Origin of the sequence: Methylobacterium tarhaniae (assembly GCF_001043955.1) — a bacterium.
GTDB lineage: Bacteria > Pseudomonadota > Alphaproteobacteria > Rhizobiales > Beijerinckiaceae > Methylobacterium > Methylobacterium tarhaniae.
This window is the reverse complement of the sequence record NZ_LABZ01000077.1, coordinates 1-13,400: the sequence shown is the minus strand read 5'-3', so window position 1 is coordinate 13,400 and position 13,400 is coordinate 1. Positions and strand designations below refer to the sequence as shown.

Here is a 13,400-nt window from a genome sequence, read left to right as displayed (position 1 = left end):
GGTCACGGCCGCATGCCGAGAAAATCGGCCATCAGGGCGAGCTGCCCCTCCAGCATCGGCAGGCCAGGATGGGTGCGGCAGCCGCGCGCCGCCGCCGCGGCGAGCAGCGGGGTCTCGGCCGGCTGCATGATGATCTCGGCCACGAGCTGGCCGGGGCTCAACCCGGCGGGATCGAGCGGCAGCGCATCGTCGGGCCTCAATCCCAGCGAGGTGGCGTTGACCACGAGGTCGTGCCCGGCCGGATCGGGACCGCCGGGCGCCAGCGGCAGGTCGGGGACGAGCCGGCGCAGGCGGGAAAACAGGTCCTCCACCCGCGAGGGCGTGCGGTTGTGCACGGTGAGGCGGCTCACCCCGGCCTCGGCCAGCGCGAAGGCGATGGCGTTCGCCGCCCCGCCCGCCCCGGCGAGGTAGGCGCTGCGGCCCCGCACGTCGTGGCCCGCCGCCTGCAGGCCCGCGACGAAGCCGGCGCCGTCCAGGATCTCGCCGACGAGGCGGCCGTCGGGCTCGCGCCGCACCGCGTTCACGGCGCCGACCAGCCGGGCCGCCTCGCTGACATGGTCGAGGAGCGGCACGATCGCGGTCTTGTGCGGCACCGTGATGATCGCGCCGCCGAAGCCTTGCACCGCCCGCAGGCCGGCGAGGACCGTCGGCAGGTCCGCCGCGGCGACGTGGAGCGGGACCATCACCCCGTCGACCCCGCGCTCGGCCATGATGCGGTTGAGCCCTTGCGGCGCCTTCACCTGGGCGATCGGGTCGGCGAGAATGGCGAAGACGCGGGTATGACCGGTGATCTCGGGCATCGTGCGGTCTATCCTCCGAAGCGTTCGGTGCGGATCGTGCGTGGGGGCAGGCCGGCCTCGACGAGGAGGTCGGCGATGGCCGAGACGAACGGGTTCGCTCCGCAGACGAAAGCGTGGGCCGGTGTCCCGAGGGCGGCGAGCGCCTCCCCGATCGTGTCCGCGTCGATCCGCCGGCCGCCCGTCTCCCGGGTGAGGGCGAGCCTCAACCGGAATTCCGGCTCCTCGGCGTCGCGGCGCATCAGTTCGTCGCGGGCGATCACCTCCCCGCGCGTGCGGGCGGAGTAGAGCAGCAGGGCCGGCACGCCGGGCGCGGCTTCGGCCCGGTGGCGCAGCATGCTGAGGAGCGGCACCACCCCGGAGCCGCCGCCGACGAGGAGCAGCGGCCCGCCCGCGCCCGAATCCCACACGAAGGCGCCGCCGATCGGCCCGCGCAGCTCGATCGCGTCGCCGGGCTCGGCCACGTCGGAGAAGAAGCCCGAGACCTCGCCGTCGTCGAGGCGCTCGATCAGGAGGTCGATCGTCTCGGCCTGCATCGGCGAGGATGCGATCGAGTAGCTGCGCTGGGCCTGGTAGCCGTCCGGCGCGGTCAGCCGCACGTCGACATGCTGGCCGGCCCGGAAGGGCCTCGACCAGCCGACCGCCAGGGTGAGGCGCCGCACCCGCGCCGTCTCGGGGGCGGCGGCGGTGATCCGCGCCTCCTGCCAGGTGAGCGCCACCGCTCAGTCGCCGGTGAAGCGCTGCTCGCGCCAGGGATCGCCAACCATGTGGTAGCCGCGCAGCTCCCAGAACCCGGCCTCGTCCTTTTGCGTGAAGCGCAGGCCCTTCACCCACTTGGCGCTCTTCCAGAAGTAGAGGTGCGGCACCAGCAGGCGCGCCGGACCGCCGTGGTCGGGCGGGATCGGCTCGCCGGCATAGCGGGTCGCCACCATGGCCTTGGCCCCGGTCAGGTCGGCCACCGGCACGTTGGTGGTGTAGTCGTCGTAGCCCTCGGCGAGCAGGTAGGCGGTCGGCGCCGCGATTCCCGCCGCCGCCAGGAGGTCGTCGATCGTCACGCCCTCCCAGGCGGTATCGAACTTCGACCACTTGGTGACGCAGTGGATGTCGCCCTTCCAGCGGGTCCGCGGCAGGGCCTCGAACTCCGCCCAGCTCCAGCTCTTCAGGGGCTTCGATCCCTCCCGCAGGGTGAAGCGCCAGCGCGCGAGGTCGATCTTCGGCGTCGGCCCGAGCTGCAGCACGGGGAAGTCCTCGGTGAGGTACTGGCCCGGCGGCAGGCGCTCCGCATCCGGCCGGGCCGGGCGGCGCCCCGTGAATCCTCGCGTCACCATGGGAAGACCTCCCTACTCCGCCTCACCATCGATGATCCGCGCGATGGCGTCGAGGAGGGAGGTATCCTCGCCGGCCATCCTGTCCATCCCGGCCATGCGGGCGATCACCGTGGCGGCCACCCGCTCCTCCACGGTCCCCTCCGCATAGGCGAACAGGATCGCGGCGCGCTCGCCGTCGCGGTGGCAGCGCCCTTCGATCTGGCTGAGCTGGATCGCGCTGTGGCGCATGTCGTGGACGATCAGGCTGCGCGGGCGCTCGCCGCCGGGCAATTCGTTGCGGTGGAGCGAGATCGATTCGGTCACGGTGAACACCACCGCATCGCGTTCGCCGCGCTGGAAGGCGACGCGGACCGCCTCGTTGGTCTCGGGCGATTGCGTGCCGTCGATGGTGCCGGCGCGCCAGCCACGGCCCGCCAAGGCCGCGGCGAGCGCCGCGCCGGTCTCCAGGAACGCCACCGAGATCGCCACCTGCTCGCCGGCCTCCAGAAGATCCTCGGCGAGGTCGACGGTGCCGGCGACCCGGATCAGGCTCGCCTTCTGGCGGAAGCGCAGATCGGCCGCCCAGCCGGCGGCGCGCCGGTTCGAGCCGCCGGCCAGGCCCCATTCCCGGCGGAACTCGCGCCAGGTCGCGTCGTAGAGGCGCTTGGCCGCCGCATCGAGGGCGGTGGGCGCGAGGTCGCGCTGCACCTCGGGCCAGCCGGCGATGTCGGCCGGCCGGCGCCGGAGCCCGATCGCCCGCGTGCCGCGATAGAGCAGGTCGGCCATCACGGTCTGGTCGCGGGCATTCGGCTCCCAGGACCAGTTCTGCCAGCGCCCCTTGGCCCGGCCGATCTTCAGGTGCTGCATCAGGGCGCGGAAGTCGGCGATGGTCTCGACCGGACGGCCGACGGCGTGGCCCAGCAGGGCGCCGAGATAGGACAGCTCGTGCGGCGCTTGGGCCGCGGTGGCGCTGGCATAGACCGTGAACGCGGCGGCCTCGGCCATCCGCCGGCAGGCCTGGCCCTGTTGCGAGTTCGGGTTGCGCAGGCGGTGGGCCTCGTCGAACACCACGATCGGCCAGACGCGCTTGGGCTGCCCGAGCTTGGCGAGCTCGTTGTTCTTCGCCCGCACCGAGCGGCGGGCGCTGGCGGCGGGAAGCGCCAGCAGGGACTTGGTGCGCTCGTAGTTGAGGAGCGTCACGTCCTTCTCGGCCAGCCCCGAATCCCGGATCGTGCGCCGCCATTGCGGCATCGCTCCCTTCGGGCAGACGATCAGCACGGTGCTCTCGGGCATCGCCGCCACTGCGCCCCAGACCGACAGCGTCTTGCCGAGCCCGGTCATGTCGCCGAGCAGGAAGCCCGGCCGCCCCTGCGCCCGTGCCGCCAGGATGGCGCGGATCGCCTCGACCTGATTCGGGCGGGGGATCAGGCGGGGCGGAGGAGAAATGGAGGACATGGCGCCCCTATGCCGGGGGGCGGGACGGGGCTCAAGCTTGCAATCCACCAAGCAGGCTTCAGCCCGACGGGAAGTCTAGCTCAGACCCGTCGTCGGCGCCTGCCACGCGACACCGGGATGCTCGCGCACATCCCCCGCCTTCGAGCCGGTATCGGACGTGCTGACCCAGTCACCGGGATCGGCGACCTCGACCACCTCGTCGTCCGGATAGGCCGCCTCGAGAAACAACCTCGCCTCGCCTTCGGCCGCCGCACGCACCGTCACGAGCGGCCGGTCCCCGGACTTGCCACGCACCCGTGCGATGAAGAGCTTCGTCATCGTCGTCCCCGTGAGGAACCGCGTCGGCCGCCTGGCGGCCGACTCATCATGCGGATGTCCAGCCGGCCGCCTTGTCGCCCGCCTTGCCGCAGCCGGCGGAGGCAGCCGGCCCCCTAACCCGCTCCCGGATCGACCTCGTCGCCCTGGCGATCCCCCGCATGCGCGCCGGACTTGTTGTCCTTGCCGTCGCCGTCCTGCGGCACCGCCGCGACGCCCTTCAGGTCGTCGGCGGTGATCCTGTCGTCGTGAGCGGGTTTTCCATCCCGCCCGTCCTTGCGCTCCGCCATGCCAGCCTCCTCACCAATCGACCTTGCCGCCGGTCTTCTCGGTCCGGGACCCACCGTCCGCGACCTTCTTCCCCTCGTCGGGGCCTTGCGCGGCGATCTGGTCGGAATGGCCGCCGGAGCTGCCGCCGACCGAGACCGGCGGCCGGCCGGGGGTGCCGGCCGAGGACCATTCGCGCTTCAGCTCGGCCTCGTCGCGGCCGCCCCCCTCCTGCCGGGTGATCGCCGCCTGCTCGGGCGTCTGGTGGCCGCCGCCGGCGGCCGGCCCGCCCTGGCTGCCCACCACGTCGTCGGGCTTGCGCGTCATGATCTCACTCCCCCTCGTCCTTGCCGATCGCGGCGGTCGCCCGGTCGATCGCCTCGCGGGTGGCGGGACTGCCGGTCGAGGGGTCGCTGATGCGGCGCAGGTTCTCCGGCGGGGTCTCGTCCTCGGTGGCCTGGCTGCCGTCGGTCGCGCCGATCGCGTCGCGGCGGTTGAAGTCCGAGGCGACCCGGGCATCGCGGGCCTGGCCCATCGGGTCATGGGCCATATCTTCCTGCGTGCGCTGCGGCACCCCGACATCCAGGGGAGAATCCTGCCCCATGTCCTGACCGTTGCGGTCTGTATAGGGGTCGAAGTCGCGCAAGCTGGGCCGCGCCTGATCCGTCTTCGCCATCGCTCGTCTCCCTTTGCGGCCGTCTCGTCCGTGTCGAGGACAACACCGGGGGCGGTATGATGTTTCCGCGGGTCAGCTCCGCCAAAGGGTCCGTGACAACCGCCGCGCTTGCTGGCAGGACGGCGCGACACTCACGGAGAGTCTCCGCTCGTGACCACCGCCAATTCCCGGACCGCCGACCATCCGATCGACGCGCTCTTCCTCGAGCGCTGGTCGCCCCGCGCCTTCACCGGCGAGGCGGTGCCGCAGGCCGCGCTGTTGACGATGATCGAGGCGGCGCGCTGGGCCCCGTCGGGCTACAACTCCCAGCCCTGGCGCTTCGTCTACGCGTTGCCCGGCACCCCCGCCTGGGAGACGCTGTTCGGGCTCCTGGTGCCGTTCAACCAGGGCTGGGTGAAGAACGCCGGGGCCCTGGTGTTCATCGCCTCGAACGGGATGATGAACACCAAGGACGGCTTGCAGCCCTCCTACAGCCACTCCTTCGATGCCGGCACGGCCTCCGCCTTGTTCCAGCTCCAGGCGATCAAGATGGGCTGGCACGCCCACGGCATGACCGGCTTCGACCACGAGCGGGCCCCCACGGCGCTGAACCTGCCGCCCCATCACCGGGTCGAGGCGGCCTTCGCCATCGGCCGCAAGGCCGACCCGGCGAGCCTGCCGGAGGAGACCCGCGCCCGCGAGACCCCGAACGGCCGCCATCCCCTGTCCGACTTCGTGTTCGAGGGCGGGTTCCCGCCGCGCGAGGCGTGAGCCCGACCTCCTACGACGACTGGCGCTCCGGGTTCCGCTGGCGGATCCCGGAGCGCTACAACATCGCGGTCGACGTCTGCGACCGCTGGGCCGCGGCCGATCCGGAGCGCACGGCGATCCTCGATGTCGGCGCGAACGGCCGGGTGGAGGCTTGGTCCTTCGCGGCCCTGCGCGAGGCCTCGAATCGCTTCGCCAACGGCCTGCGGGCCCACGGCATCCAGGCCGGCGACCGGGTGGCGGTGCTGCTGCCGCAATCCCCCGCCGTGGTGGTGGCCCATCTCGCGATCTACAAGCTCGGCGCGGTGGCGCTGCCGCTCGCCGTGGTGTTCGGCCCGGAAGGCCTGCTCCACCGCCTGAGCGATGCCGGCGCCCGGGCCGTGGTGACCCATGCGGGCGGCGTCGCCAAGCTCGGCCCGCTGCGCGACGCGTTGCCGGACCTCGACCTCGTCGTCTCGATCGACGGCGCGGCGGACGGGGCGCTCGCCTACGCCGGACTCCTGGCGGCGGCCTCGCCGGACCTCATCCCGGTCGACACCCTGGCCGACGACCCGGCCCTGATGATCTACACCTCCGGCACCACCGGCCCGCCGAAGGGGGCGCTGCACGGCCACCGGGTGCTGCTCGGCCACCTGCCGGGCTTCTGTATGATGCACGACTTCATGCCGAAGGCCGGCGACCGGATGTGGACCCCGGCCGACTGGGCCTGGGCCGGCGGCCTGCTCAACGCGCTCCTGCCGAGCCTGCATCACGGCGTCGCCGTGGTGGCGCGCAAGGCCGAGAAGTTCGAGCCGGAGGAGGCGTTCCGGCTGATGGCCGACCTCGCGGTCGCCAACGCCTTCGTGCCGCCGACGGCGCTCAGGATGCTGCGCACGGTCGAGGATCCGCGCGGGCGCTTCGACCTGCGCCATCTCCGCACCCTGGCCTCGGCCGGCGAGATGCTGGGGCCGGAGACCTTCCACTGGGCGACAGGAGCGCTCGGCCTCACCATCAACGAGGCCTACGGCCAGACCGAGTGCAACCTGGTCCTGGCCTCCTGCGCGAGCTTGGGCGTGGCGCGGGCGGGCTCGACCGGCCGGCCGGTGCCGGGCCACCGCGTCGCGGTCATCCGTCCGGACGGCAGCCCGGCGGCCGTCGACGAGACCGGCCAGATCGCCGTCGCCCGGCCCGACCCGGTGATGTTCCTGCGCTACTGGAACGATCCGCAGGCGACGGAGCGCAAGTTCCTCGGCGACTGGATGACCACGGGCGACCAGGGCCGCATCGATGCCGATGGCTACGTCCACTTCGTCGGCCGCGACGACGACGTCATCACCTCGTCGGGCTACCGGATCGGTCCCGGCGAGATCGAGGATTGCCTGCTGCGCCACCCGGCAGTGGCGCTGGCGGCGGCGGTGGGCAAGCCCGATCCGATCCGCACCGAGATCGTCAAGGCCTTCGTGGTCCTGCGCCCCGGGCACGTGCCGTCCGAGGCGCTCGCCGCCGAGATCCAGGCCTTCGTGCGCACCCGGTTGTCGGCACACGAATATCCACGCGAGATCGCGTTCCGGGCCAGCCTGCCGCTGACCACCACCGGCAAGATCATCCGGCGGGTCTTGCGCGACGAGGCGTGACCGGGCGCTCGCTGCACGACGACCAATGAAAAAGGGCGGGGCCTCGCGGCCCCGCCCTTTCGTCGTCCAGGATCACCCGTACGAGGATCAGAAGCTCAGCGCCACCTTGGCCTCGCGCAGCTGCGCGATCTGGCCTTCGATCTCGAGCTTGCGGTCGTAATCGTCGGTGGCGTCGTAGAGGAGTTCCGCCGCGGCGATGTCGGCGTCGATGATCGCCGGGGTCAACTCCTCGAGGGGCGTGGCGCGCTCGGCGATCACCGTCAGCGAGGTGGCGTTGATCTCGGCGAAGCCCCCGCGCACCAGCACCCGCTTGCCGTGCTGCGGGCTCTCGGTGATGACCAGCATGCCGGTCTTGAGGGTGGTGAGCACGGGCGCGTGCCCGGGCAGAACCGTCATCTCGCCCTCGGAGCCCGGAAGCTGCACGGCATCGACCGCGCCCGAATACAGGATCCGCTCGGGGCCGACGAGGTCGAACTGGAAGGTGGCCATGGGGTCAGGTCGATTCCGGTTTCGTCAGGCGCGAAAGGACTTTGCGCGGAAAGGCCCGGCCTCGCGGCCGGGCCCGTCTTGGTCGCTGCCGATCAGGCCGCGGCGGCGAGGCGCTGGGCCTTCTCCTTGGCCTCCTCGATCGAGCCGACCATGTAGAAGGCGGCCTCGGGGAGGTTGTCGTACTCGCCGTCCACCAGGCCCTTGAAGCCCTTGATGGTGTCCTCAAGGGCCACGAGCTTGCCCGGCGAGCCGGTGAAGATCTCGGCGACGTGGAACGGCTGGCTCAGGAAGCGCTCGATCTTGCGGGCGCGGGCCACGGTGAGCTTGTCCTCCTCGGACAGCTCGTCCATGCCCAGGATCGCGATGATGTCCTGGAGCGCCTTGTAGCGCTGCAGCACCTGCTGGACGCGGCGGGCGACATTGTAGTGCTCCTCGCCGAGGATCGCCGGCGACAGCATGCGCGAGGTCGAGTCGAGCGGGTCCACCGCCGGGTAGATGCCCTTCTCGGCGATCGAGCGCGACAGCACGGTCGTGGCGTCGAGGTGGGCGAACGAGGTGGCGGGCGCCGGGTCGGTCAGGTCGTCGGCCGGCACGTAGATCGCCTGCACCGAGGTGATCGAGCCCTTGGTGGTGGTGGTGATGCGCTCCTGCAGGGCGCCCATGTCGGTGGCGAGCGTCGGCTGATAGCCCACCGCCGAGGGGATGCGGCCGAGCAGCGCCGACACTTCCGAGCCCGCCTGGGTGAAGCGGAAGATGTTGTCGACGAAGAACAGCACGTCCTGGCCCTCATCGCGGAAATGCTCCGCGACGGTGAGGCCGGTCAGGGCGACGCGGGCGCGGGCGCCCGGGGGCTCGTTCATCTGGCCGTAGACCAGGGCGCACTTGGAGCCTTCCGCGGAGCCGTGCTCCTTGGGGTCCATGTTCACCTTGGACTCGATCATCTCGTGGTAGAGGTCGTTGCCCTCGCGGGTGCGCTCACCGACGCCCGCGAACACCGAGTAGCCCGAGTGGGCCTTCGCGATGTTGTTGATGAGCTCCATGATGAGCACGGTCTTGCCGACGCCGGCGCCGCCGAACAGGCCGATCTTGCCGCCCTTGGCGTAGGGGGCGAGCAGGTCCACCACCTTGATGCCGGTGACGAGGATCTGCGCCTCGGTCGACTGCTCGGCGTAGGACGGGGCCGGCTGGTGGATGGCGCGCAGCGACTCGGTCTTGATCTCGCCGGCCTCGTCGATCGGCTCGCCGATGACGTTCATGATGCGGCCGAGCGTGTTGGCGCCGACGGGCACGCGGATTGGCGAGCCGGTATCGGTGACCTCCTGGCCGCGGACCAGGCCCTCGGAGGTGTCCATGGCGATGCAGCGCACGGTGTTCTCGCCGAGCTGCATGGCGACCTCGAGCACGAGGCGGTTGCCGTTGTTCTTGGTCTCGAGGGCGTTCAGGATCTCGGGCAGGTGGCCCTCGAACTGCACGTCGACGACCGCGCCGATGACCTGGGTGATGTGGCCGGTCTTGTTCGAGCCGGCGCCGGGGGTGGCAGTGTTCGCCATGATGCTAATCCCTGATTGCGTGCGGTCAGAGCGCCTCGGCGCCCGAGATGATCTCGATCAGCTCCTTGGTGATCATCGCCTGGCGCGTCCGGTTGTAGATCAAGGTCTGCTTCTTGATCATCTCGCCGGCGTTGCGCGTGGCGCTGTCCATGGCGCCCATGCGCGCGCCCTGCTCGGAGGCGGCGTTTTCCAGGAGCGCCCGGAGGATCTGAACGGTGAGGTTCTTCGGGAGAAGGGCGGCGAGGATCTCGCCCTCGCCCGGCTCGTACTCGTAGACCGCGTCGGCCGAGGCGCCGGCAGCGGCGGCCTCCGTCGTGGCGATCTCGGCCGGGATGATCTGCTGCGCCGTCGGGATCTGGGCGATCACCGAGCGGAAGCGCGAGTAGAACAAGGTGGCGACGTCGAACTCGCCCGCGTCGTAGCGGCCGAGCAGGTTGCGGGCGATCCCTTCCGCGTTCTCGAAGCCGAGCTGGCGCACGCCGCGCAGCTCGATCAGCTCGACGATCTGGTCGCGGAACTCGCGGCGCAGGATGTCGTAGCCCTTCTTGCCGACGCAGATGATCTTGACCGTCTTGCCCTCCGCCATGAGGCGGCGGGCATGGTCACGGGCGAGACGGGCGATCGAGGAGTTGAACGCGCCGCACAGGCCGCGCTCCGCCGTGCAGACGAGGAGCAGGTGGGTGCGGTCCTGGCCCGTTCCGGAGAGCAGCCGGGGCGTTTCCGCCCCGGGGGTCAGGTTGGCGGCGAGATTGCCGAGCACCTGGGCCATGCGCTCGGCGTAGGGCCGGGCGCTCTCCGCCGCCGTCTGCGCCCGGCGCAGCTTGGCGGCGGCGACCATCTGCATCGCCTTGGTGATCTTCTGGGTCGCCTTCACCGAGGTGATGCGATTGCGCAGGTCCTTCAGACTCGGCATCGGAGAGTCCCTTAGCTGTCGAGCCTAAAGCTTACTGGAACGACTTGGCGAAGGACTCGACCACGCCCTTCAGCTTGGCGCCGCTGTCGGCCGACAGCTCCTTGGAGGAGCGGATCGTGTCGAGCAGGTCGGCGTGCTTGGTGCGCAGGGTCGAGAGCAGGCCGTCCTCGAAGGCACGGACCCGGTTGACCGGGATCGCGTCGAGGTAGCCGTTCACGCCGGCATAGATCACCGCGACCTGCTCTTCCATCTTCAGCGGCGAGAATTGCGGCTGCTTCAGGAGCTCGGTCAGGCGGGCGCCGCGGTTGAGCAGCTTCTGGGTCGAGGCGTCGAGGTCCGAGCCGAACTGCGCGAAGGCCGCCATCTCGCGGTACTGCGCCAGCTCGCCCTTGATCTTGCCGGCGACCGACTTCATCGCCTTGGTCTGGGCGGCGGAGCCGACGCGCGACACCGAGAGGCCGACGTTCACCGCCGGGCGCACGCCCTGGTAGAACAGGTCGGTCTCGAGGAAGATCTGGCCGTCGGTGATCGAGATTACGTTGGTCGGGATGTAGGCCGAGACGTCGTTGGCCTGGGTCTCGATGACCGGGAGCGCGGTCAGCGAGCCGTTGCCGGAGGCGTCGCCCATCTTGGCGGCGCGCTCGAGCAGGCGGGAATGCAGGTAGAACACGTCGCCCGGATAGGCCTCGCGGCCCGGCGGACGGCGCAGCAGCAGCGACATCTGGCGGTAGGCGACGGCCTGCTTCGACAGGTCGTCGTACACGATCACGGCGTGCATGCCGTTGTCGCGGAAATACTCGCCCATGGCGCAGCCGGCGAAGGGCGCCAGGAACTGCATCGGGGCCGCGTCCGAGGCGGTGGCCGCGATGACGATCGAGTATTCGAGGGCGCCGTTATCCTCCAGCACCTTCACGAACTGGGCGACGGTGGAGCGCTTCTGGCCGACCGCGACGTAGACGCAGTACAGCTTGGCCTTCTCGTCGGTGCCGGCATGGGCCGGCTTCTGGTTCAGGATGGTGTCGAGGGCGACGGCGGTCTTGCCGGTCTGGCGGTCGCCGATGATCAGCTCGCGCTGGCCGCGGCCGATCGGGATCAGGGCGTCGATCGCCTTGAGGCCGGTCGCCATCGGCTCGTGCACCGACTTGCGCGGGATGATGCCCGGGGCCTTCACGTCGACCCGGCTGCGCTTCTCGGCGACGATCGGGCCCTTGCCGTCGATCGGGTTGCCGAGCGCGTCGACGACGCGGCCGAGCAGGCCCTTGCCGACCGGCACGTCCACGATGGCGCCGGTGCGCTTGACGGTCTGGCCTTCCTTGATCTCGCGGTCGGAACCGAAGATCACGACGCCGACATTGTCCTGCTCGAGGTTCAGGGCCATGCCGCGCACGCCCGACTCGAACTCGACCATCTCGCCGGCCTGGACGTTGTCGAGGCCGTAGACGCGGGCGATGCCGTCGCCGACCGACAGGACCTGACCGACCTCGGTGACCTCGGCCTCCTGGCCGAAGTTCTTGATCTGCTCCTTCAGGATGGCGGAGATCTCGGCGGCACGGATGTCCATCTGGACCTTCCCTCGTTCGTTCGCGTGTCGGGCGTTATTTTGGAAGTGGCGGGTGCGTCGGGGCCCTTAGCGGGCGCCCTGCATCGCCAGGCGGATGCTGTTGAGCTTGGTGCGCAAGGAGGCGTCGACCATGCGGCTGCCGAGCTTCACGACGATGCCGCCGATCAGGCTCGGGTCGATGCGGAGATCGAGGTCGACCTCGGCCTTCGCGACGTCCTTGAGGGACGCCTTGATGTCCTGGAGCACCGCGTCGGAGGGCTTTTCGGCGAGCCGCACCTCGGCCCGCACGATGCCCTTCGACTCGCGAACCAGCTCGCGATAGGCGCGGATCATGTCCGGCAGGGCGAACAGGCGACGGTTGGCGGCCGACAGGCGGATGAAGTTGCCGGCGAGACCCCCGATGCCGGCCTTGGCCAGCACCGCCTCGATCGCCTTGACCTGGTCCTCGGCCGAGAAGGCCGGGCTGCGCACGAGGCGCCGCAGGTCCCCGCTCTCGGTCAGCAGGGCGTCGAACCGGTCGAGCCCTTCGGCCACCGCGTCGACGGCCCGCTCGTCGCGGGCGAGCTCGAACAACGCCGAGGCGTACCGCCCGGCGACGCCCGCCAGGGGAGAACCCGATTCCGATGCGTTCTGAGCCACCAGCGCTCTCTCTTCATGTCCTGGCCCGACGGGTCCGGCCGATCGCGCCGGTCTGGAAATGAGCGGCGGTGGCGCGCGGCCCGTCGATGATGGGAAAGGCTCCGGCGCGAGAAGAATGCCCCCTCCCCCGGCGCGGCGCCGGCCTAGCATGGGTTTTCGGGGGGCGCAAGGCGAGCGGGGGCGCGCGCCAATCGCAAGGCGGGCCCTGAGCTTAATGCAATCTGGCGCGGTTCCGCGGCGCGCATAGGGCGCCCCTTCGACGATGGTCGGATTGCGCACAGGGGAGACGACGCCGCCGGGGCCGTCCGGCGGATTCGCCGAGGGCTGCGGCGCGCGCGAAAGGTCTCTCTTCGGTTTCCGAAAAATTTCTCGGCCGGCCGGGCGCTTCAGCTCGCGCAGGCGATCTCGTCGCACTCGGCGACCGCCGAGAGGACCCGGGCGAGGCTCTTCGGTCCCGGATAGCCGAGCAGCGCCGAGGTGCCGACGACGTAGGACGGGGTCGCGTGCAGGCCGAGATTGGCGGCGAGCCGCATCTGGTCCTTCAGGGCCTCGCGCACCTCGTCGGAATCCGCCGCCTGCTCGATGGCCGCCCGGTCGTGGCCGAGGCGGGAGGCGGCCTCCAGGGCGCGGGGGCCGTCGACGCGCCCGGACGTGCCGGGCCCGAGGAGCGCGGCGTAGAACGCGGCGGTCGCCGGCGAGCCGCCGGTGCGCTGCACCGCCAGCGCCACCTTGGCGGCCTGGGCCGATTGCACCGACAGGATCGGGTTGTTGACGAGGCCGACGCGCAGGTCCGGATTGGCCTTGACGAGGTCGTCGAGGTCGCGCGCCGCCGCCCGGCACCACGGGCAGTTATAGTCGAAGAACTCGTACAGGGTGACCGAGGCCTCCCGCGGCCCGATCCAGGTCACGCCGCGCAGCCGGCCGATCTCGGAGGCGAGCTCGCCCGGCAGGCGGGTGTTGGGGATCGGCTGGCCGTTGTCGCCGGTCACCGCGCGCCACTGGCCCTCGGCCTGCGCCAGGACCCGGTTCGCGGCCAGGGCGGGAAGCGTCGCCAGGGGGCGGCGGGGGGGG

Annotated in this window: 16 protein-coding genes; 2 read left to right on the top strand and 14 right to left on the bottom strand. The window is 71.1% G+C overall.

The features are described from left to right. Nucleotides 1–2: 2 nt before the first annotated feature. From VQ03_RS11880 to VQ03_RS11850, 8 genes are all read right to left on the bottom strand, one after another. Entirely contained in the window at nt 3–800 is a 798-nt protein-coding gene (locus VQ03_RS11880; protein ID WP_048451088.1) for a shikimate dehydrogenase family protein, read from the bottom strand. A gap of 8 nt (nt 801–808) precedes the next feature. Beyond that, nucleotides 809–1,516 (bottom strand): FAD-binding oxidoreductase, encoded by a 708-nt coding sequence (locus VQ03_RS11875; RefSeq protein WP_048451087.1) that lies wholly within the window; start codon nt 1,514–1,516, stop codon nt 809–811. 3 nt (nt 1,517–1,519) lie between these two features. After that, entirely contained in the window at nt 1,520–2,125 is a 606-nt protein-coding gene (locus VQ03_RS11870; RefSeq protein ID WP_048451086.1) for a sulfite oxidase-like oxidoreductase, read from the bottom strand. Between the two features lie 12 nt (nt 2,126–2,137). Further along, nucleotides 2,138–3,559 carry an SNF2-related protein gene (locus VQ03_RS11865; protein ID WP_048451085.1) on the bottom strand — a complete coding sequence of 474 codons (1,422 nt, stop codon included), beginning with the start codon at nt 3,557–3,559 and terminating at the stop codon, nt 2,138–2,140. A 75-nt stretch (nt 3,560–3,634) separates the two neighbouring features. Next, nucleotides 3,635–3,877 carry a hypothetical protein gene (locus VQ03_RS11860; protein ID WP_048451084.1) on the bottom strand — a complete coding sequence of 81 codons (243 nt, stop codon included), beginning with the start codon at nt 3,875–3,877 and terminating at the stop codon, nt 3,635–3,637. Nucleotides 3,878–3,990: 113 nt separating this feature from the next. Next, nucleotides 3,991–4,164 carry a hypothetical protein gene (locus tag VQ03_RS33730; RefSeq protein ID WP_167376081.1) on the bottom strand — a complete coding sequence of 58 codons (174 nt, stop codon included), beginning with the start codon at nt 4,162–4,164 and terminating at the stop codon, nt 3,991–3,993. Between the two features lie 10 nt (nt 4,165–4,174). After that, nucleotides 4,175–4,468 carry a hypothetical protein gene (locus VQ03_RS11855; protein ID WP_048451083.1) on the bottom strand — a complete coding sequence of 98 codons (294 nt, stop codon included), beginning with the start codon at nt 4,466–4,468 and terminating at the stop codon, nt 4,175–4,177. Between the two features lie 4 nt (nt 4,469–4,472). Then, on the bottom strand, nt 4,473–4,817 hold the full coding sequence (locus VQ03_RS11850; RefSeq protein ID WP_048451082.1) for a hypothetical protein: 345 nt from the start codon (nt 4,815–4,817) through the stop codon (nt 4,473–4,475). A 150-nt stretch (nt 4,818–4,967) separates the two neighbouring features. On the opposite strand from VQ03_RS11850, the gene VQ03_RS11845 reads away from it, so the two are divergent. Next, nucleotides 4,968–5,567, top strand: a complete 600-nt coding sequence (locus VQ03_RS11845; protein WP_048451081.1) for a nitroreductase family protein — start codon at nt 4,968–4,970, stop codon at nt 5,565–5,567. Further along, nucleotides 5,564–7,177, top strand: coding sequence for an AMP-binding protein (locus VQ03_RS11840; protein WP_048451080.1), 1,614 nt, complete (start codon nt 5,564–5,566; stop codon nt 7,175–7,177). Before VQ03_RS11845 ends, VQ03_RS11840 begins: the two co-directional genes overlap by 4 nt. A gap of 87 nt (nt 7,178–7,264) precedes the next feature. Here VQ03_RS11840 and atpC read toward each other — a convergent pair whose 3' ends face one another. The 6 genes from atpC to VQ03_RS11810 form a co-directional block, all read right to left on the bottom strand. Continuing rightward, on the bottom strand, nt 7,265–7,666 hold the full coding sequence (gene atpC, locus VQ03_RS11835; RefSeq protein WP_048451079.1) for an ATP synthase F1 subunit epsilon: 402 nt from the start codon (nt 7,664–7,666) through the stop codon (nt 7,265–7,267). A 92-nt stretch (nt 7,667–7,758) separates the two neighbouring features. Further along, nucleotides 7,759–9,216 (bottom strand): F0F1 ATP synthase subunit beta, encoded by a 1,458-nt coding sequence (gene atpD, locus VQ03_RS11830; protein WP_048447639.1) that lies wholly within the window; start codon nt 9,214–9,216, stop codon nt 7,759–7,761. Between the two features lie 25 nt (nt 9,217–9,241). Further along, nucleotides 9,242–10,129: a F0F1 ATP synthase subunit gamma gene (locus VQ03_RS11825; RefSeq protein WP_048451078.1), complete on the bottom strand. Its 888-nt coding sequence runs from the start codon at nt 10,127–10,129 to the stop codon at nt 9,242–9,244. A gap of 31 nt (nt 10,130–10,160) precedes the next feature. Next, the gene (gene atpA / locus VQ03_RS11820; protein WP_048451077.1) at nt 10,161–11,690 is read right to left on the bottom strand and encodes a F0F1 ATP synthase subunit alpha; all 1,530 of its coding nucleotides are present in this window, start codon (nt 11,688–11,690) and stop codon (nt 10,161–10,163) included. A 66-nt stretch (nt 11,691–11,756) separates the two neighbouring features. After that, complete coding sequence (locus tag VQ03_RS11815; protein ID WP_048451076.1) at nt 11,757–12,329, bottom strand: F0F1 ATP synthase subunit delta; 573 nt, start codon at nt 12,327–12,329, stop codon at nt 11,757–11,759. 386 nt (nt 12,330–12,715) lie between these two features. Then, on the bottom strand, nt 12,716–13,400 hold a 685-nt coding region (locus tag VQ03_RS11810; RefSeq protein ID WP_157064076.1), incomplete at its 5' end, for a DsbA family protein.